We start from the raw sequence: 19,465 nt of genomic DNA, 5'->3' as shown, positions 1-19,465 counted from the left end.
CGGCATGGCGAACAAGATGTGGAAGGAACGGTAAATGGCTGAGAGTTTGCAAAGCAAGGAATGGCCGCTTCGGATCACCGGGTCATATACGTATGACGAGGATGAGTTGGTCATCCGCCGCGCCATCGTGACCGAACAGCTGGGTGAGTTGACGGATATTCAGGTCGAGGTGCTTTCGCCTGATAAGTCCATCGCGCTGGACAAGCTGCTGGGCAAGATCATGACCATCCACATGGCCGCCGCAGAAGGGGCCGAGCGCAAGTTTACCGGTACCATCGTGCGGGTCGAGCGCCTTGCGCTGCGGGACGGGTTCGTGCAGCTGCTGGTCGAACTGCGGCCCTGGTTCTGGATGCTGGATCAGACCACTGACAGCCGCATCTTTCAGGAAAAGACTGCCGTGCAGATCATCGAGCAGATCTTTGGCGAATATGGGTTCTCGGACTTCAAGAAAAGCCTCAGCGCGACGTATCAGCCACGCGAATATTGCGTGCAGTATCGCGAGACGGATTTCGACTTTATCTCGCGCCTGATGCAGGAAGAGGGTATCTATTACTACTTCGACTATTCAAAGGCCGAAGACAAGCTTGAGACGCTGGTGCTGTGCGACGATGTCTCGGCCCACAAGCCGATCGAGGGGGACTCGTCAGTCGAATACCGACCGGGTGACGATTACAAGCAGCGCCTGTCGGATTGCGTGTCCGAGTGGGCCAGTTCCCAGCAGATCGTGCCGGGTGTCGTGTCGCTGCGGGATTTCGATTTCAATACACCCAACGCCAAGCTGGAAGTGCGGGCAAATACCAAGACCAAGGCCACGCACAACCATAAAAGCCATGAGCTGTATGACGCGCCGGGGCATTACTACAAGGAAACCAAACTGGGCACGACCCGCGCTCAGGTGCGGATGGAGGCTGAAGATGCCCGGTTCGACCGCCGCCGGGCCCGCGCCTCGGTTCGCGCGATGGAGGTCGGACGGACGTTTACGCTGAAGGAGCATCCTGACAAGGATCAGAACGATGATTACCTGATCACGGGCGCAACCTATTACCTGCAGACGACCGAAGGTTACGGGTTCGAAAAGAACGAAAAGGATCTGGACACCGGTGCGCTGGAATTCCCCGACGACAGCGGCGAGATGTTCATGGTCGAGTTCGACGCGCAGCCGAAATCGGTCAAGTATCGCTCGGCCCTGACGACGCCGTGGCCCGAGATCTCGGGTCTGCACACGGCGATTGTCACCGGCAAAAGCGGTGAGGAAATCTGGACCGACAAGCATGGCCGCATCAAGGTGCAGTTCCATTGGGACCGCGAAGGCAAGAAGGATGAAAACACTACCTGCTGGGTCCGCGTTGTGACCCCGTGGTCCGGCAAGAACTGGGGCATGGTCAGCATTCCCCGGATCGGGCAGGAGGTTGTGATTCAGTTTGAAGAAGGCGACCCGGATCGGCCGATCTGCACCGGTATGCTGTATAACGCCGATACGATGCCGCCTTACGCTCTGCCCGCCAATCAAACCCAGTCGGGCATCAAGACGCGGTCTTCGAAAGGCGGTAGCGCCGAGATGTTCAATGAGCTGATGTTCGAGGACAAGAAGGGCGAGGAACTCGTGCGCTTTCAGGCGCAGAGGGATCACGAGAAACTTGTCAAGAACAAGTCCACCATCACGGTCGGCTATGACAAGCTGGATGAGGGCGGCAATGGCGGTGATGGCTGTCTGAGCCAGGTGGTCAAGAAAAACGTGGACGAGACGATCAAGGAAGGCGATCACACCTTCACCATCGAGACCGGCAGCCAGAAGGTCAGCATCAAGACCGACCAGACCGAAACCATCGAAGGGAAGTCCACCCGCACCGTGACCGGCAACCATGCCGAGACGATCAAGCAAGGCAACCTGACGACCGAGGTCAGTCAGGGCGACAAATCCACGACGGTTAAGATGGGGGACATCAAGGTCGATGCCAAAATGGGCAAGATCACCATGACCGCCATGAAGTCGATCGAATTGAAGGTTGGTGGCTCATCGATCAAACTGGACCCGACAAGCATCACGATCAAAAGCACGATGATCAAGGTTCAGGCCAATGCCAAGCTTGATGCGAAAAGCCCGATGACCACGGTAAATGGCGATGCCATGCTGACCCTCAAGGGCGGCCTGACGATGATCAACTAAGGGGGCCGAGTGATGAGCGATAGATTTGCCGGAATGGCCAAGGTGCCTCAGGTCCCTGCTGCGCGGATGCTGGCGGACGCCCATGCGCGGCTGGCCACCAAGCTGGACGCGCCCGCCAGCGCGCCGTTGGACGTGGTGTTGACCGAGCTAGAGGAAAAAGGCGCGGTGGTCGACATGTTGCGCCTGCTGGGCGTTGCCTTGCCTGCGCGGGAACGGGTCTGGTGGTCCTGTCTGGCCGCGCGCGACTATATCGGCGAAGCGCCGGACAACAATACGCCTGCGCTGGCGGCATCCGAGGAATGGGTGTTCCGCCCGACGCCCGAGAACCGCGAAAAGGCCGAAGAGACGATCGATCTGGCCGAACCCGATGACGAGACCATCAATTGCGCGATGGGCGTGTTATACTCGGACGGAACGCTGGGCACCGGGGATCTGGCAACCATGCCAGCGCCGCCCGGCGCGGCCGAGATTATGGCATTTGCGATGAATGTTGTTGCAATGGATATGCACGAAGATGACTTTGATGCCTATGTGCAGTTGCTGATTGATCGCGGCGTCGATATTGCTCGGGGTGGGAATGGTAAGCTGGACCGCACGGAAGGCGGTCTGGAGACGAAGGAGTAGACATGGGATTTCCACAAGCCCGCGTCACTGACATGCATTTGTGCACGCTGCCGGCCCCGCCGCCAGCGCCGCCGCCTCCTGCGCCGGTTCCGATGCCGATCATGCCACCCTGCTGCCCTACAGTTCTGGTGTCCAAACTGCCTGCGGCGCGTATGTCGGATCTGGCCACGCCCGCTTTCCCGCATCCGATTGTCAAAGGGTCTGCAACTGTGCTGATCAGCAAGCTTCCTGCGGCGCGGGTTACAGATAATTGCGCCTGTGGCGGTCTTATCATACCGCCGTGCTGCCCTACCGTACTGGTCGGAGGATGAAGACAAACGCATGACGGTCACGTTGAAATTCCAATCCACCGGCGTTGTGCCGGGCGACGGACGCCCGGTGTCGATGCAGGGGGGCTCTTTGACCGTCGGGCGTGGCCCGGCCAATGATCTGGTACTGCCAGACCCCGAACGCACGCTGAGCAAAAGCCATTTCGTGATCGAGGATCACAATGGCAATGTGGTGATCGTCGATCTGTCGACCAACGGTACGTTCCTGAACTACTCGAAAATCCCCTTGGGCCGCACGCCGACGCCGCTGAACAACGGCGATGTGCTGACCGCAGGCGGGTATGAGATGGTGGTCGAGATAGGGGCCGATCTGCCCACGTTCGAGGAGATGATCCCGCAGCCGATGCAACAGGCCGGGGTGTCCCCGGGCCAGTCCCAGAATGCCCCCGATCCGCTGGCCTTGCTGGACGATGCAGGGCCGGGCGGGGATTTTCTGGATGACCTGCTGGGCGGCGATGCCAAGGGGCCGGGGCAGATTGCAACGCCCGACCCGATGGACGAGCTGTTGCCGCCGTTGGACGATGATGACCCGTTCTTTGCCAAGCCCAAGGACGTACACGCGGATATGGGCGCAAGCGATCCGATGCATAACCCCTCGGCCAGCGATGCGTTTTCGGCACCGCAATCCGGAGGCGGGGCAAACCTGATCCCCGATGACTGGGATGATGACGATCTGTTGTCACCCTCGGGCGGCGCACCGTCGGACCCGTTTGCCGCGCCCGAGCCGCCGCAACCTGCGGCCCCTCCGCCGGAACCCGCGCCTCCGCCACCCGCGAAACCGACGCCCGGCGGTCAGGCTGATATTGCACCACCCACCCCCGCCGCGCCTGCGCCGGAACCGCCAAAGCCTGAAACACCTGCGCCTGTGGCCGGAGGTGATCAGGCCGCCGCGCGGGCGCTGTTAGAGGCGCTTGAGGTGGACGACCTGCGCATCGACGATGCCGATCTGCCTGCCACGATGGGCCGCATGGGCCGCGTGTTGCGCGCGATGATCACGGGGCTGCGGGAAATTCTGATGACCCGCACTTCGATCAAGTCGGAATTCCGCATCGATCAAACCATGATCAGCGCGGGCGGGAACAACCCGCTGAAATTCTCGATCAGCCCGGAACAGGCCATCGAGGCCTTGGTCAAACCGCGCGTCAAAGGCTATCTGGCCGCTGAAGAGGCCACCGAACAGGCACTGAACGACATCAAGGCGCATGAGGTTGCGATGGTCACCGGCATGGAAGCCGCGCTGAAAGGCGTGCTGGCCCGGCTGGACCCCGAGGTGCTGGCGGGAAAAATCGAAGGCTCGGGCAAACTTGGGTCACTTTTCAAGGGTAAAAAGGCCCAGTACTGGGAAGTATATGAAAAGATGTATGCTGAAATCTCGGATCAGGCAGAGAACGATTTTCATGATCTCTTTAGCCGGGAATTCGCGCGCGCATATAAAGAACAGCTGGAAAAGCTGAAATAACGCCCCGATCAGGGCGGCAAGAACAAGGGAGGGCAGCCATTGTCCTGGGACAGCAAGGTGCTTTGGACCGAAGGGTTGTTTCTGCAACCCCATCACTTCCAGCAGGCGGATCGGTATACCGAGGCGCTGGTGGCTGGCCTTGCGCGGCGCGTCACGCCCTATGCCTGGGGTGTCAGCGCGCTGGAGATCGATGACGAGGTTCTGAAGGTTGGGCAGTTTGCACTGAAATCCTGCTCGGGGCTTACCCCGGACGGGCAGGTGTTTCGCGTGCCACAAGCCGAAGACCACCCGCCCGCGCTGGAAGTGCCCGAAACGATCAAGGATTGCGTGGTCTACTTGACGGTGCCGCAGCGGCGGCAGGGTGCGTCTGAAGTTGATCTGAGCGGGGCCGAACAATCGGTCAGCCGGTTGCGCCCGGCGGAACAGGAAATCACTGACGTGATGAGCCAGCAGAAAAAGCCGGTGACGCTGGGCATCGGCAAGCTGCGCCTGCAATTTGCGTTGGCGGTGGATGATCTGGCCGACAAGCTGGCCATTCCAATTGCCAAGATTATCGAGGTGCGCCCCGATAAGGAAATCATTCTGGATCGCGGCTTTATCCCCTCCGTTCTGGATGTGCGCGCAGCACCCGCGCTGGCCGGGTTCATGAACGAATTGGAAGGGATGCTGTCGCACCGGATGCAGGCGCTGGCCGGGCGATTGTCCGAAGGTGGACCCGCGAAGGGTGCCGCCGAGATTTCGGACTTCCTGCTGCTGATGACCATCAACCGCAACCTGCCGCTGGTGCGCCATTTCGCCAATATCGAGAATGTGCATCCCGAACACGCCTATCGCGTCTGTGCCTCGCTGGCCGGGGAACTGGCCACCTTCATGAGCACCGAGAAAGAGGCCGTGCAGTTCCCGGCCTATCAGCATGACAACCTGACCGAGTCCTTCGCACCGGTGATCCGCACCCTGCGCCAATACCTCAGCTCGGTTCTCGAGCAGACGGCGATTTCGATCCCACTGGAGCCACGAAAATACGGTATCAGTGTTGGTGTCATTGCCGACCGCAAGCTGATCGGCAATGCGGGCTTCGTGCTGGCGGTCAATGCCGACATCCCCGCCGAAGACGTGCGGCGGCATTTCGCAGGTCAGGCCAAAACCGGCCCGGTCGAGGAAATCCGCCAGCTTGTGAACTCGGCCCTGCCGGGGATCACGCTGCGCCCGCTGCCCGTTGCGCCGCGCCAGATCCCCTATCATTCCGGCGTCGTCTATTTCGAGCTGGATGCAGCCAGCCCCTATTGGGGCAAGATGACAACCTCGGGCGGGATCGCAGTGCATGTCTCGGGTCAGTATCCGGGGCTGCAGATGGAGCTTTGGGCGATCCGCAACCAGTAAGAGTGAACGCGATCACTGGCTGCGCCGAAACAATTTGATAGGGCTTCCCAAGTGGGTCACACTTGTGACGTGGGAGCCTTGAGGAAACAGGTCAAACGATGTCCGACAAAGATCCTTTTGCCGAACCGGACGATACCGACAAGACGGTGATCCGACCCAATCCGGGCGGGCGGCGTCAGGCGGGCGGTGCGCCGCAACAGCCTGCTGCGCCTCAGCAACCAGCCGGATATCCGGACCCGATGCAGATCCCGCAACCCTCGCTTGCGCCGGAACCTGCTGCGCCGGCTGGCGCAGGGTATGGCGTGCCCACGGCACAACCGCAGCAATCGCGGCCCGCGCCGGGCGGCGGGGAAGAGGTGGCGACCACTGGCATGAACCGGCTGAACGCCTGCGCCGCGCCGCTGTTTTCGCTGATCAGCCGCATCCGCAATCGCGCCCAGCATATGGACCCGGACAAGCTGCGCCAAAGCGTCGTGGCCGAGGTGCGCGCATTCGAAAACGCCGCCTTGCAGGCGGGTATTGCGGCGCAAACCGTCAAGGTGGCGCGCTATGCGCTATGCGCGACGCTGGACGATGTGGTTCTCAACACGCCATGGGGCGGGCAATCCAGTTGGGCCACGCAGTCTCTGGTCGGTACGTTCCACCGCGAAACCGTGGGCGGCGACCGCTTCTATGACCTTCTGGCGCGTCTGGAACAGGACCCGGCCAACAATATCGAGTTGCTGGAATTCGTCTATATGTGCCTCTCGCTGGGGTTCGAGGGGCGTTTGCGCGTCGAACAGGGTGGCTCGGACAAGCATCTGCAAATCCGGCAGGGTCTGGCCCGGATCATCCGCGGCCAGCGCGGTGCGATTGAACGCGACCTGTCCCCGCATTGGGAAGGGGTCGACAAACCCTATCGCGCGCTCAGCATGTGGAAGCCGGTCTGGATCGCCGTAGGCGTCACCGCCTTGCTGCTGATGATTGAGTTTGGCGGGCTGTCCTTCCTGCTGTCCAACAAGACCGAAAACCTGGTGGGTCAGATGTCGGTGATCGATGCAGGTCCGGTGGCCGAGTTGCAGCGCCGCGCACCGCCTCCGCCGCCTCCACCCCCGCAGGCGCAGCCGCAGGTCGAGAAGGTGGTGGCCTTCCTGCAGCCCGAGATCGACGAAGGGCTGGTCGAGGTTTTTGAAAAGGGCAACACGCTGATCATCCGCATCAAAGGCTCGGGCATGTTCGGCTCGGGCTCGGACCATTTGCAGGACAAGTTCCGCGAACCGGTGCGTCGGGTGGCTGTGGCCCTGAATGAAGAACCCGGCTCGGTCATTGTGGCGGGGCATTCGGACAATGTGCCGATCCGCTCGTCCCGGTTCCCGTCGAACCTTGCGCTGTCGCTGGCGCGGGCGAAATCGGTGATGAACCAGATGGCGGGTGAGATGGGCGACCCGGACCGCCTGAGCGCCGAAGGCCGGGCCGATAGCGAGCCCATCGCCGATAACTCAACCCGTGAAGGCCGCGCGACCAACCGCCGGATCGAAGTCCTGCTGGTTCAGGAGGAGAACTGATGTATTTCCGCCGAATTCTGAGATACGTGTTCTTGTCGATCTACACCGTGCTGTTCTTCACGGCCACGGTGCTGTCATTCAGCCTGTTCTATTTTGGCCCGCTGATCGGGTCCGACGAGTGGCGCCCACTTGACGGTACGGGCACGCGCCTGATCTGGTGTGGCGTCATCTATCTGATCTTCCTGATCATCGGGCTGACCATATTCTTTATCCGGCGCAGGCGTGAAAAGAAGCTGACCGAAGAGATCACGGAATCCGTCGCCGATGGCGGCGACATGATCGACAGCGAGATTGCCGAGCTGCGCGGTAAGCTGAAAACCGCGATGGCGGCGCTGCGCAAGTCCAAGAACGGGCGGCGGCATCTGAACGAGTTGCCGTGGTACGTGATGATCGGCCCGCCGGGTGCGGGCAAGACCACGGCCATCGTGAACTCGGGCCTGAACTTCCCGCTGGCCGATGAGCTGGGCAAGACCGCCGTTGGCGGGGTCGGTGGCACGCGTAATTGCGATTGGTGGTTCACGGAAAACGCGGTGCTGATCGACACCGCCGGGCGTTATACCACGCAGGAAAGCGATGCCGAGGTCGACAATGCCGCCTGGATCGGGTTCCTGAATCTGCTGAAAAAGTACCGCAAACGCCAGCCCATAAACGGCGCGATGATTGCGATTTCCCTGTCCGATCTGTCTTTGCAGGACGAGATCACGCAGAAAGAACACGCCAAAGCCGTGCGCCGCCGCCTTGAGGAGTTGCGCGAAAAGCTGGGTGTGCGTTTCCCGGTCTACATCCTGTTCACCAAGGCCGACCTGATCGCAGGCTTTGCCGAGTTCCACGACAATCTGGGTAAGGAAGACCGCGAGCAGGTCTGGGGCTTTACCTTGCCGCTGGACAAGTCGAAATCCGAGCAATCTCCGGTCGCGGCATTCGATGACGAGTTTGCCCAGCTTCTGGGCCGCCTGAACGCGCAATCGCTGGAGCGGATGCAGACGGAAACCGACCCACAGCGCCGCGCGCTGATTGCGGGCTTCCCAATGCAGGTCGCCTCGGTCCGCAAGGTGGCGCATGAGTTCCTGACCGAAGTGTTCCAGGACAGCCGTTATCAGCACCGCCATATGCTGCGCGGGGTCTACTTCACCTCTGGCACGCAGGAAGGCACGCCGATTGACCGGCTGATGCTGGGCATGGCGCGCACCTTCGGAATCGGGCGTCAGGCCATCGGGTCCGGGCAGGGCTCGGGCCGGTCCTATTTCCTGACCCGTCTGTTCGATCAGGTGATTTTCCGCGAGGCCGGTCTGGTCAGCGCCGATGACAAGGTCGAGCGGCGCTACAAGATCACCAAATGGGCCTCGATGGCGGCAACGGTTGTGGCCGCCGTGACCGTTGGAGCGTTGCTGGTGCGCAGCTTCATGGGCAATTCTGATTTGATTGCCGAGGCGCAGGAGGGCGTGTCCGCCTATCAGGCCGCCGCCGCGACCCTGCCGCCTAGCCCGGTAGGCGATACCGATCTGGTGCCAGTGGTGCAGGCGCTGAACACGCTGCGCGATCTGCCGGCCAACCCGACCCTGTCCGACCCGGACCCCGAAACGCGCCTGACCTATGGTCTGTATCAGGGCGATGTCATCGGCACTCAGGCGGCGCAGACCTATCGCGCGGCATTAAACCAGCGCTTCCTGCCGCGTCTGCTGCTGCGTCTGGAAGAGCAGATGAGCGCTAATATCAACAACGCGGATGTGCTGTATGAGGCGCTCAAGGTCTATCTGATGTTGGGCCTGCAGGGACCGATGAATCAGGATCTGGTCAAGGAATGGATGAATATCGACTGGACGGTCTCGTTCCCCGGTCCGGCGCGGGAAGAGTTCCGGGCCGATCTGAATGATCATCTGGACGCGTTGCTGAGCCAGCCGATGCGCGAGGTCGCGCTGAACGGCCCGATGGTCGAGCAGATTCAAGGCATCCTGTCCGAATTGCCGCTGGCGCAGCGGGTTTATAACGGCATCATCTCCAGCCCCGCCGCCACCGCGCTGCCCGAATGGCGGATTACCGAGGTTGGCGGCCCTGCCGTGGGCCGGGTTCTGGTGCGCTCCTCTGGCAAGCCGCTGAATGACGGTATTGAAGGCATCTTTACCTATAACGGGTTCAACAACGTCTTCGTGGGCGAGGCCGTTGGTGTTGCCAAACGAGTGCAAAAGGAAAGCTGGGTTCTGGGTCCGCGCGGCGAGGCGGAACAGACCGAACAGGCGCTGGCCGCGCTCAGCCGGGACGTGCTTGACCTGTATTACAACGACTATATCGCGCGCTATGACGCGATGCTGGGCGATATCGATATCGTGCCCATGGAAAGCCTGAGCCACGCGGTCGAAGTGACCAATGTTCTGTCCGGCCCCACCTCGCCGATTGTGAATGTGCTGAATTCGATCTCGGACGAGACCAAGCTGACCGAGACCCGCTCGGTTCTGGGTGACACGGATGCGCTGAGCGAGGGGCTGTCGGACGCCGCCAGCCTGGAGCTGCAATCGGCTACCTCGGTCCAGACGCAGATTCTGCTGGAGGCGCTGGCCAAAACCAGCGGTGCGAGCGTGACCGAGCCTGTGGCGGCCCCCGGTCAATATGTCGAGGATCGCTTTAGCTGGCTGCATGATCTGGTGGATCAGCAAGAGGGCCAGCCCTCGCAGCTTGATCTGCTGATGGGGTCGTTGACGGGTGTGTATCAGGAGTTGAACAAGATGTCGTTCAGCGGCGTCTCGGACGGTCAGACCGGTCAAGCCTTGCAGCAGTTCCAGCAAGAGGCCGCGCGCATTCCCGGCCCGATGGAACGCTGGGCGGTGCAGATCATCGACGGGTCCTCGGGGATCACCTCGGACAGCACACGGTCGTCGATCAACGCGCGCTGGCAGGCCTCGGTTCTGCCGTTCTGCGAGCAGGTGGTGACGGATCGCTATCCGTTCAATCGCCGGTCCGGTGCGGATGTGGCGATGGGCGATTTTGGCAAGCTGTTTGGCCCGCAAGGTCTGATCGACAACTTCTTCAACGAGAATCTGGCCAAGCATGTGGATATGCGCACGCGGCCATGGTCGTGGAAATCGGGTGTGAACGAGGCCGATCTGGGGATCAGTCAGGCCGTTCTGACCCAGTTCCAGAACGCCGCCGAGATCAAAGAGGCGTTCTTTGCCGGTGGTCCGCAGCCGCAGATTCAGTTCCAGATCATGCCCGAGGCGCTGGATCCCAAGGCCAAGGGCGTCAAACTTGAGATTGATGGCCAGTCGCTGGAATTCCGCCATCGCGGCGGGCTGCCCTCGCCCCTGGCGGTGACATGGCCGGGGTCGGTCGGGCTGGCGCGCGTCAGCTTCGAGCCGGAAAAGCGCAATATCGAAAGCGTGTTGTCCAAGGACGGCCCATGGGCGTGGTTTAGGTTGCTGGACGCAGCCGAGGTGCGGCGCACCAATGTGTCGGACCGCAAGAAGGTGATCTTTAACGTCGGTGGCCGGATCGCGATCTTTCAGCTGCAATCGGGCTCGGTGATCAACCCGTTTGCGCTGCCGGCGTTGCAGAACTTCAGCTGTCCAAAGTCGTTCTGATGCCAGAGGACGGGTTCGGCGCATTTGGCAAGATGCCCTCGGTCGGGGATTTCTTCCGGCTTGGGGTCTCACCCGCCTTTGTGCAGCCATGGGACGAGTGGATTCAACGCGGCATGCTGGCGGTTTCGCAGGTGATGGGCGATGCGTGGGACGCGCACTACATGTCCGCGCCGATCTGGCGGTTTTGCCTGTCGCCGGGCTTGAGCGGGCCGCAGAAGATGCTGGGTGTGCTGATGCCCTCGGTGGATCGTGTCGGGCGGCGGTTTCCGCTGACGCTGGTGGCCCCGGTCTCGAACGAGGGGTCGGCGATCCTGACCCATTTCCGCACGGATCAGACCTTTCGGCAGTTGGAAGACATCGCTTTGGCCGCGCTTGAAGATGATATGACCCGCGACAAGCTGGCTGCCAGCCTGGCCGAACTGACAGTGCCGGTGCAGCAACCAACCGCCCCGATCCGCGGTTATGAAAGCACGATGGTTCTGACACGGGGCGAGGCCGCAGACAGCGTGCTGCCCGATCTGGCCGCCGGGTTGATGTCGCAAAGATATCGCACTCCCAGCATTTGGAGCACGGAAATTGGTGGCGTCCCGCGGATGATGGTCTGCGAAGGTTTACCGGCTGGGGCAAACATGCAAGGCTTGTTCAACCTTCACGCCGCATTGTGGACCGAGGCAAGACCAATATGAATTCAAGTCACCGCGTTCGGTACAGTGCACGCAGCCATGTCGGTCACAAGCGCAAAGTCAACGAAGATTCAGTGCTGGCCCTGCCCGAGGAAAGCCTTTGGCTGGTGGCCGATGGCATGGGCGGGCACGAGGCCGGTGACTATGCCAGCCGTCTGGTGGCCGACATGGTGGCCTCGATCCAACCCGGGCTGGCCCCGTCGGATCGGCTGGGCGCTTTGCGCGATGCGCTGACCCGCGCCCATGCGGTGATCCGGCAGGAAGCGGCGGCGCGCGGTGGCGGCACTATTGGAACCACGGTGGCCTGTCTGATGCTGGCCAATGGGCATTTCGTCGGGCTTTGGGCCGGTGACAGCCGGATTTACCTGCTGCGCGGGGGCGAGATCCAGATGCTCAGTTCGGATCATTCCGTCGTGGCCGAGCTGGTTCTGGGCGGGCAGATGACCTGGGATGAGGCCGAGCAACACCCGCAATCCAACGCCATCACCCGCGCGGTGGGCGTCGGTGAGGAGCTGGAGCTGGACAAGGTCCGGGGCGAGGTACAGCCGGGCGACCGATTCCTGATCTGCTCGGACGGGCTCAGCAAATACGCGACATTTGCGATGCTACAAAAAGCCCTGTCGGAAATGCCGATCGAGACAGTCTCGGACCAGCTTGTGCAGGTGGCCCTGGATGGTGGCGGGGCCGACAATATCACCGTTGTGGTGGTGGATATTCTCTAAAACACGGATGGAAGCGCCGGGATCGGCGGCGGAGAGGGCAGTTGCATCCCCGCGATGCTGTCTTTGATCGCGCCAATGTCGAAATTGCAGGCGTTGCATGGCCCCAGCGGCAGGCCGGGCAGGGATTTTGCCATTTTCGCAAGGGATTGCAGGGTTGGAAGCACAGGCATGGGCGGGGCCTGAACGCTCATGGACATGGCCATGTTCACCGCGCCGCCTTGTGCGGCCTGTGCGCCTTGGGTGATGTCGTCGATCTTGGGCAGGGCGTCCAGTTGCATTTGCAGCGCCTGAGAATCCAGCGGTACGGGAATATTCAACCGGGCCACATAGCTGAGCATCGCATTGATCCGGGCCACGCCGGCAGGCGTCAGGGCGTCGGGGCCGAATGCCTCTTGGATCGTGGCCAGATCCGACAATTGATCCGCCAGCGCCTGCAATTCGTCCAGCGAGATCGGCAGGTTGGGGATTGGCACCGTGGACAGGGCGGCCAACTGGCCCATCAGCGCCTTCATCAGGTTCGGGTCCGAGAAGGCAGGCAGGCCCAGATCGCCCGGCGCGGTTGCCGCCGGGGCCAGCAGCGCCAGTTCCTTGGCCAGATTGAGCTTGGGCAGCGGCAGCGCAAAGGGCGGCAGCGTGATCCGGGGCAGCGAGGCGGCAAAGTTCAGCGCCGCCGAGCAGGTCCCCCGAGAGCTTCCGGCCTCGCCCAGTTCCATTTCCGATTCAAAGGAATAATCAAGCCCGGCCAGCGCCATAGGGCAGATACCTTGTGCCCGCAGGGCCAAGGTCATCTTGGCGGCCAGCGTGATGTTCTGCATTTGCGGGCCGGGGATCTTAGGCATGGCCTGTGCCTGTGGCATGACATTTGCGGCAAGGCTCAGCACTGCTTGCTGGATTTCGGCCAGCAAGGCGCGCGGGTCCGCCAAGGGGAAACCGGTCGCCGCCAGTTTCATCATCAGCGAAATCGCTCCACCGCCACCGGGCGGAAGGATCGCGGGCAGGGCGATGTTGGGCGCCTTCGCGTTCATCGTCGCCTTGAGGTATATGTCCGGCGTCATCGCGGGCAACATGGCGTTCAGCTTGAGGTCCGCGCGCGCCTGTCCGCTGGCTGTGCCCTGCAGGCCCAGCAGCGATAGCAGTTTCATCATCTGCGGCGGCACCGCCTGTACCGACAGGTTGGCCGTTGCGTTCAGACCGGGCAGCGTCGCGGCATTGGATTTGCAGAAACAGGGCATGACGCGGCCTACTGCTCCAAGGTCGTCAGGATGCGGCTGTCCAGCGACAGGATCTGCGTCTCGACATTGCGGTCCTGTTCGCGCAGCGCCTCGGCGTAACCGGCAGCGGACTCGGTGGTTGGGCGCATCGTGTTGAACAGCTGATTATCGGTGTGCAGCACGATCACCTTGCTTTTACCCAAGGCGCTGTCATCGACCTGAAAGGCAATGCCGCCATTGTCCTGGCTTTCGGGGATGGAATAGGCCACCCGTACGGACATCGGCCCGGTATCCCCGTCGCGCAGCGCGGCAATGGAATTGTCCGGGCGGATGACGTTGGGCAGCAGGTGGAACACATTGCCCGAAACATCCAGCACCGACACCGACAGATAGCCGTCCTGAACATCATCCGGAAGGTCCACGTCGATCACCGGGTTCTGGCCAACGATGAAATCGCCGGTCGGATTGGGGGCGTTGTTTTGTTCGCCGTTGAAGAAGGCGATCGAGATATCGCTGGTCGGAGCCGAGGGCAGGAAGTTCTCGATCAGACACAGGCTCGGGTTCAGCAGCGCCACCTGATCCAGATCGATGGGGCGCGGCCCGGCCAGCGCGGTCAGGGCGGTGTCCAGACCCACTAGACTGTCGCGCGAGGCCAGGGTGCCGCTGACTTCGATAGGAGTTTCCGGGCCATATCCGGCGGTTGGCACGTCGACCAGCGTCAGGGCGCCACAATCGGCCATGCCTGACAGGATCGGGCGGACCTCCTCGGGGGACAGGAACAGGGATTCCAGTTCGATTTCGGCCGACCCCTGCAACCCGGCAGGCAGACCGGCCGAGTAAAGTTGTTCCAACTGCGCATGCAGTGCCTGATCGGTGGTTTGTCCGGTCAGGCGGGCCTGATTGCCCTCGACCACCAGCCGCCATTCGTCCAGCGGCATGGCGGCGTCGATCACATCGACGACGGCGGTGCCCCAGCTGTCCGAGATGTCGCCCGAGGCCAGCGTCAGATCAACCTCGCCCCCTTCGCCGGTGATCTCGCCGGTCATCGCGTCGCGCACGGTTTCCGATGGCACAAAGCCCACGGCGCGCGGCGGCAGGCCGTCGCGCTTGTCGGCGACCAGAGTATAGGGCGCGGCAACGGGATATTGCGGCCCGGTCAGCCCGTCGAAGACCCCGCCGAAATACCCGCCTGCGCCGACGCCTGCGACGGCAAGCACGCCAAACACCGCGACCAGCCAGCCGCGAGATTTTGTCGGTTCGTCCACCTGTACCGGTTTCGGAGTTGCAACCTCGGCCTTTGGGGTGGAGGCGGGGGCTGGTTTTGGGGCGGGGGTCGGCGCGACCGCCTCGCCGCGCGGTTTGATCACCGTGGCATCGTCCAGATCATCCGTTGCCGGTGCGGGCGCGCCATTGCGGGCCGTGGCCAGGGCGCGCAACACTTCTCCGGCTGTTTGGTACCGATCATCCGGGTTCGGAGCCGTCATCTTGTCGAGGATCGATTTCAACGGCTCGGGCACGCCTTCGGTATCCAAAGGCTCTTTCTTGTTTTCGACCACTTCCAGCAGGTTGCGACCCGCATCGGCCTTCTGGCCGCGGAAATTGGCCAGCAGCAGCGCGCCCAGTGAATAGATGTCGGTGCGCTGGTCGGTCTTGCCCGACAGTTGTTCGGGCGCGGCATAGGCGTATTTCCCGGCGAACTCGCCACCGACGATGGTTTCAGCACCGGGATTGGTGTCTTTGGCGATGCCGAAATCGATGATCACCGCCTGCGCCGGGTCGCCGTCGCGCAGGATGATGTTGTCGGGGCTCAGGTCGCGGTGGACGATATTGCGGGCATGGGCGGCCTCCAGCCCTTCGCACACGCGTTTGCACACGGTCAGAACGTCACCGGCGGGCATCGGAGCTTCGCGAAGCTTCTGGTCCAGACCCGGCCCATCGACATAATCCATCACCAGATAGACATGGCCATCGGCGGTGCGGTTGTTTTCGGAATAGCGGACAACCGCATCGTGGCGGATGTCGCGGATCTCTTCCTCGCGCGTCAGAAGGACAAGATAGTCGTCATTGCTGGAAAACTCGGCCTTCAGCACCTTCAGCGCGGCAAGCCGCCCGGAAATTTCCGAGCGGGCCCGATAGACGTCAGAAGTACCGCCCCGCCCAAGGATGGCTTCGATCCGATAGGTATTGTTCACCAGATCGCCCGGCTGAAACAGGTCGCCTGCGCGGGATTCAGTCATACTGCCCTCAGTCTTGTTAGTCAGGTGGTGTGGCGATCAGCCGAGGGCCTGGAATTCGACGCGACGGTTTTCATCGGCGCGCGGATTGTCCTTGTTCAGCGGTTCCGCCTCACCCACGCCTAGCACTTCGAGGCGTTCATCGGCAATGCCGCAATCGCCGACGAGGAAACGCTTGACCTCTTTGGCGCGCAGCAGCGACAGGTTCTGGTTGTATTCGGCGGAACCGGCGCTGTCGGTGTGGCCGATGATCTGGAAGACGTTGACGTCAACGCCCTTCATCGCCTCGCACAGGGCGGCCAGCTTGGGCTTTTCATCATCGCGCAGCGCGGCCGAGGCAAAGTCGAACCGGACCTGGATATTCACCTGATCTTCGGCGGCAACCGGCTGGTATTCTGTCGGCGCGGCAGCGACGGTGGTATCGGCATCATCCGTTGCTGCGGCGTCGTCGCCGGTCGAGGGCACGATCACCAGCCCGCGTGTCTTTTGCTTGTTGAACGCGTCGGTGATTTCGTCGGCTGTCAGATCATTGGATTGCGCGAGCGCGATCTGCGTGGTGCACAGGGCGGCAAAAGCCGTGGCCCCGATGAATTTCAGCGAAAAAAACGTGGACATATACCTATTCCTTACCTGTTTCACGCAAAGAGTACCCCTGCGCCCGACAACCGACAATGAAGAAAGTCACACTTCTGACGTTCATTTTGGTGCAATGACGTGACATCCCGACGGGTGGCTTCTAGGTTCGGGTGAGAAGACGGCGGAAATAGGAAAATCCAAAGACATGCGCATCGTTCCAGCGATAATTCTGGGTGTGGCCATCATCCTGGCCCCGATCATCTGGTATGTTTTCCCTTTGATTGTCCCGCTCGAGGAGAATTTCGAAGGCCCCGCCATCGATTCGGGCGCCCGGATCGAGATCGAAATGCTAAGCCAGCAGGTCGAGGATATGCGCGACCAGATCGAACGCCTGTCGCTGGAGCTGTCGCGCTCGCAAAACAACTCGGCCGTTGTGCCGCAGGACAATTCGGCCGCTGATGATTACGGGTTTGACCGGTCCAGCCCGAACGACATCATCGACGCCTATGCGCAGGTCGTGCTGATCGCCAACCGCAACAATGTAAACAAAGGGTTAGAGCTGGCTAATTCGTCCTTCCTGCGCGACACGTTCGGCCTGCCGCGCGAGGATCTGACGGATGAGTGCCAGTCGATGACCAACCCGCGACTGGAAGAGCTGCTGGTGCTGGAAGAGGTGGGTCCCGTGCGGGTGCGGATGCTGAAGCCTGCGGTCGATTCCCTGCGCAATGTGTTCGAGAATATTCAGCGCACCGACCCGGACCTGTATGACCGTATCAACACCGCCGGATCGCTGTGTGTGCGGCGCATTCGCGGGGCGACCTCATCCGCGTCGGCGCATGCTTACGGTTTGGCGGTCGATCTGAACATCGACGGGGTTCTGGACACGCTGGGCGATGGAAAAACCCAGCTGGGTCTGACCATTTTGGCCGATTTCTTCCGCGATGAAGGCTGGGTCTGGGGGGCTGCCTGGGGGCGCGAGGATTCGATGCATTTTGAGGTCAGCCGCAACAAGATCGAAGAATGGGTTGAGGCCGGGCTGCTCTGAATTCGAAAAAACGATAATAAAATCGGCACATTGTGAAGTCAGACACAGACGGGTGCCGGATAACTGTGTTCAGGTTGTGGGGCAATTTCAACGGTGGCCAGAGAAGTTTGAGTTCAACCTTGCTTTGGTCCCCTGATTGGGATTTGCTATTTGCAGACGACAGCGTGGGGCAGGTCGGAAAATGCGTAATGGTTACCTTTAATATGATGTGGGTCCGACAGTTTGTGTGTCTGGCAGCCCTTGCTGCGCTATGTGTTTTCGGCGCGGCAGAGACGGCACTGGCACAAAGCGCGTCGAACCTTGCGCCCTCGACATTTCAGCCGCAGAATCAACGTGGGACCGGGCCGGTTACGGTTGCGCGCGATCCCGGCGCACCGGCGCCCGAAGGGGCCGACCGGCTATTTGTCACCGTCGGCAGCGTCCGGATTGAGGGGGCTTTGCCGCAGATGGAGGCCGCAAATGCCGGTTTTGTCGAACGGCTGACCGGCAAACGCGTTGCCGTGTCCGAGATTTTTGCCGCCACCAACCAGTTGGAAGGCGCGTATACCAATGCGGGCTTTGTCCTCAGCCGGGTTGTGCTGCCACAGCAGACCCTGCGCGATGGCGGCACCCTGCGCATCGTGGTGATCGACGGGTTCATCGAACGGATCGACACCGAGAAAGTGCCCGAACAGGCCCGCGCGCGGGTGGTCGAGATCACCAAGCCGCTGATCGGCAAACGTGGCATCAAGCTGCAACAGATCGAACGCGCCCTGCTGCTGGCGGGAGATACGTTTGGCATCCGTCTGGCCTCGACCCTGTCGGCGGGCGACGCGCGGGGCGGCACGGTTCTGACACTGGATGGCCAGTTCAAGCAGATCACCGGCTCTTACGGGTTCGACAACACGCTGTCGGATCAGCTTGGCCCGGTGAACCTGAGCCTGGGGCTTGAGGTCAATGGCGCGCTGGAAATGGGCGAGACCTTCTATTTCAACCTCGGCGGCTCTCCGACCCGGTTCTTTTCCAGCGATCCGGAATATCGCATCGCGGCGGCGGGGGCCGTGTTCCCGATCGGCTATGACGGGCTGACCTTCAATGCCGAGGTCACATCCAGCGTGGCGCAGCCGGACTCGGATTTTCTGCCCAATGAAAGCACGTTCCAGCGTCTGTCGCTGCGGCTGTATTACCCGTGGATCCGGACGCGGAAACTGAATGTATCTTCGCAACTGATCTTCGACCGGGTCAGCGATTCACAGGATTTGCTGGTGGGCTCGCTGAACCTGCCGATTTATGACGATGATCTCAGCGTGCTGCGGGCGACTGTAGATGCCAGCTGGAACCAGACCAATGGCGGTTTCCTGACCGCCGGGGCCGTGCTGTCGCGCGGGCTGGATGCCTTTGGGGCCAGCGCCTCGGTCGGGCCGGGCGATACGCCCTTGTCGCGGCAGGGGGCCAGTGCCGAATTTACCAAGCTGGTACTGTCGGCGCAGTATCAGCGCCCGCTGAACGCAAACTGGTCGGTGAACGTCAATGGCCGGGTCCAGACCAGCTTTGGCGACCCGCTGGTGACCTCGGAACAATTCAGCATTGCCAGCAGCAACGAACTGTCCACATTTGACGCGGGCGAGCTGCGCGGCGATGATGGTTGGGTGCTGCGCGGTGAGGTTGGCCGTTCGCAACAGGTTCAGGTTGCCGATTTTCCGTTTATTTTCAAACCATACGTATTTGGCGCATATGGTGAACTTGGGGTGGAACAGCCCACATTTTTTGAGCAAAGCACAACAACGGCTTATTCTTACGGCGTCGGCTTTGACGTGTTTACGATTGAGGATTCGGCCTATCGGTCCGGATCGGTACGAGTTGAATATGGGAGAGGTGAACGTGATGATCTGGGGGAAGACGGAAACCGCTTCAGCATTGTTGCAAGCCGCCGGTTCTGA

Annotated in this window: 14 protein-coding genes; 11 read left to right on the top strand and 3 right to left on the bottom strand. The window is 61.5% G+C overall.

The features are described 5' to 3' along the window. The first annotated feature begins 34 nt into the window (after nt 1-34). The 9 genes from ACR0E6_RS13400 (at nt 35) to ACR0E6_RS13360 (ending at nt 12,480) form a co-directional block, all read left to right on the top strand. Nucleotides 35-2,167: a type VI secretion system Vgr family protein gene (locus ACR0E6_RS13400; RefSeq protein ID WP_480584220.1), complete on the top strand. Its 2,133-nt coding sequence runs from the start codon at nt 35-37 to the stop codon at nt 2,165-2,167. A 12-nt stretch (nt 2,168-2,179) separates the two neighbouring features. After that, nucleotides 2,180-2,791 (top strand): DUF6931 family protein, encoded by a 612-nt coding sequence (locus tag ACR0E6_RS13395; protein ID WP_480584218.1) that lies wholly within the window; start codon nt 2,180-2,182, stop codon nt 2,789-2,791. A 2-nt stretch (nt 2,792-2,793) separates the two neighbouring features. After that, nucleotides 2,794-3,102 (top strand): PAAR domain-containing protein, encoded by a 309-nt coding sequence (locus ACR0E6_RS13390; protein WP_170622533.1) that lies wholly within the window; start codon nt 2,794-2,796, stop codon nt 3,100-3,102. Between the two features lie 10 nt (nt 3,103-3,112). Then, nucleotides 3,113-4,579: a type VI secretion system-associated FHA domain protein TagH gene (gene tagH, locus ACR0E6_RS13385; protein WP_480584216.1), complete on the top strand. Its 1,467-nt coding sequence runs from the start codon at nt 3,113-3,115 to the stop codon at nt 4,577-4,579. 39 nt (nt 4,580-4,618) lie between these two features. Continuing rightward, nucleotides 4,619-5,959, top strand: a complete 1,341-nt coding sequence (tssK, locus tag ACR0E6_RS13380; protein ID WP_170630620.1) for a type VI secretion system baseplate subunit TssK — start codon at nt 4,619-4,621, stop codon at nt 5,957-5,959. A gap of 98 nt (nt 5,960-6,057) precedes the next feature. Next, nucleotides 6,058-7,503, top strand: coding sequence for a type IVB secretion system protein IcmH/DotU (gene icmH, locus ACR0E6_RS13375; protein WP_480584213.1), 1,446 nt, complete (start codon nt 6,058-6,060; stop codon nt 7,501-7,503). Then, on the top strand, nt 7,503-11,075 hold the full coding sequence (gene tssM / locus ACR0E6_RS13370) for a type VI secretion system membrane subunit TssM (protein WP_480584211.1): 3,573 nt from the start codon (nt 7,503-7,505) through the stop codon (nt 11,073-11,075). Before icmH ends, tssM begins: the two co-directional genes overlap by 1 nt. Then, nucleotides 11,075-11,761, top strand: coding sequence for a type VI secretion system-associated protein TagF (gene tagF, locus ACR0E6_RS13365; protein ID WP_480584210.1), 687 nt, complete (start codon nt 11,075-11,077; stop codon nt 11,759-11,761). The genes tssM and tagF overlap by 1 nt, the downstream gene beginning before the upstream one ends. Further along, the gene (locus ACR0E6_RS13360) at nt 11,758-12,480 is read left to right on the top strand and encodes a PP2C family protein-serine/threonine phosphatase (protein ID WP_480584208.1); all 723 of its coding nucleotides are present in this window, start codon (nt 11,758-11,760) and stop codon (nt 12,478-12,480) included. The genes tagF and ACR0E6_RS13360 overlap by 4 nt, the downstream gene beginning before the upstream one ends. On the opposite strand, the gene ACR0E6_RS13355 is transcribed toward ACR0E6_RS13360, so the two are convergent. Genes ACR0E6_RS13355 through ACR0E6_RS13345 form a run of 3 tightly spaced genes read right to left on the bottom strand, consistent with a single transcriptional unit; the run spans nt 12,477 to nt 16,540 of the window. Next, nucleotides 12,477-13,712 carry a hypothetical protein gene (locus tag ACR0E6_RS13355; RefSeq protein WP_480584206.1) on the bottom strand — a complete coding sequence of 412 codons (1,236 nt, stop codon included), beginning with the start codon at nt 13,710-13,712 and terminating at the stop codon, nt 12,477-12,479. The genes ACR0E6_RS13360 and ACR0E6_RS13355 overlap by 4 nt on opposite strands. Before the next feature lie 8 nt (nt 13,713-13,720). After that, on the bottom strand, nt 13,721-15,928 hold the full coding sequence (locus tag ACR0E6_RS13350) for a protein kinase domain-containing protein (protein ID WP_480584204.1): 2,208 nt from the start codon (nt 15,926-15,928) through the stop codon (nt 13,721-13,723). Between the two features lie 36 nt (nt 15,929-15,964). Beyond that, the gene (locus tag ACR0E6_RS13345; RefSeq protein WP_170622542.1) at nt 15,965-16,540 is read right to left on the bottom strand and encodes an OmpA family protein; all 576 of its coding nucleotides are present in this window, start codon (nt 16,538-16,540) and stop codon (nt 15,965-15,967) included. Nucleotides 16,541-16,706: 166 nt separating this feature from the next. Here ACR0E6_RS13345 and ACR0E6_RS13340 point away from each other — a divergent pair, with 166 nt between their 5' ends. Further along, on the top strand, nt 16,707-17,546 hold the full coding sequence (locus ACR0E6_RS13340; RefSeq protein WP_170630608.1) for a M15 family metallopeptidase: 840 nt from the start codon (nt 16,707-16,709) through the stop codon (nt 17,544-17,546). A gap of 188 nt (nt 17,547-17,734) precedes the next feature. Next, the gene (locus ACR0E6_RS13335) at nt 17,735-19,465 is read left to right on the top strand and encodes a ShlB/FhaC/HecB family hemolysin secretion/activation protein (protein WP_480584201.1); all 1,731 of its coding nucleotides are present in this window, start codon (nt 17,735-17,737) and stop codon (nt 19,463-19,465) included.

It is taken from the genome of Ruegeria sp. AP12 (genome assembly GCF_056540025.1).
This window is presented reverse-complemented; position numbering and strand designations above follow the sequence as displayed.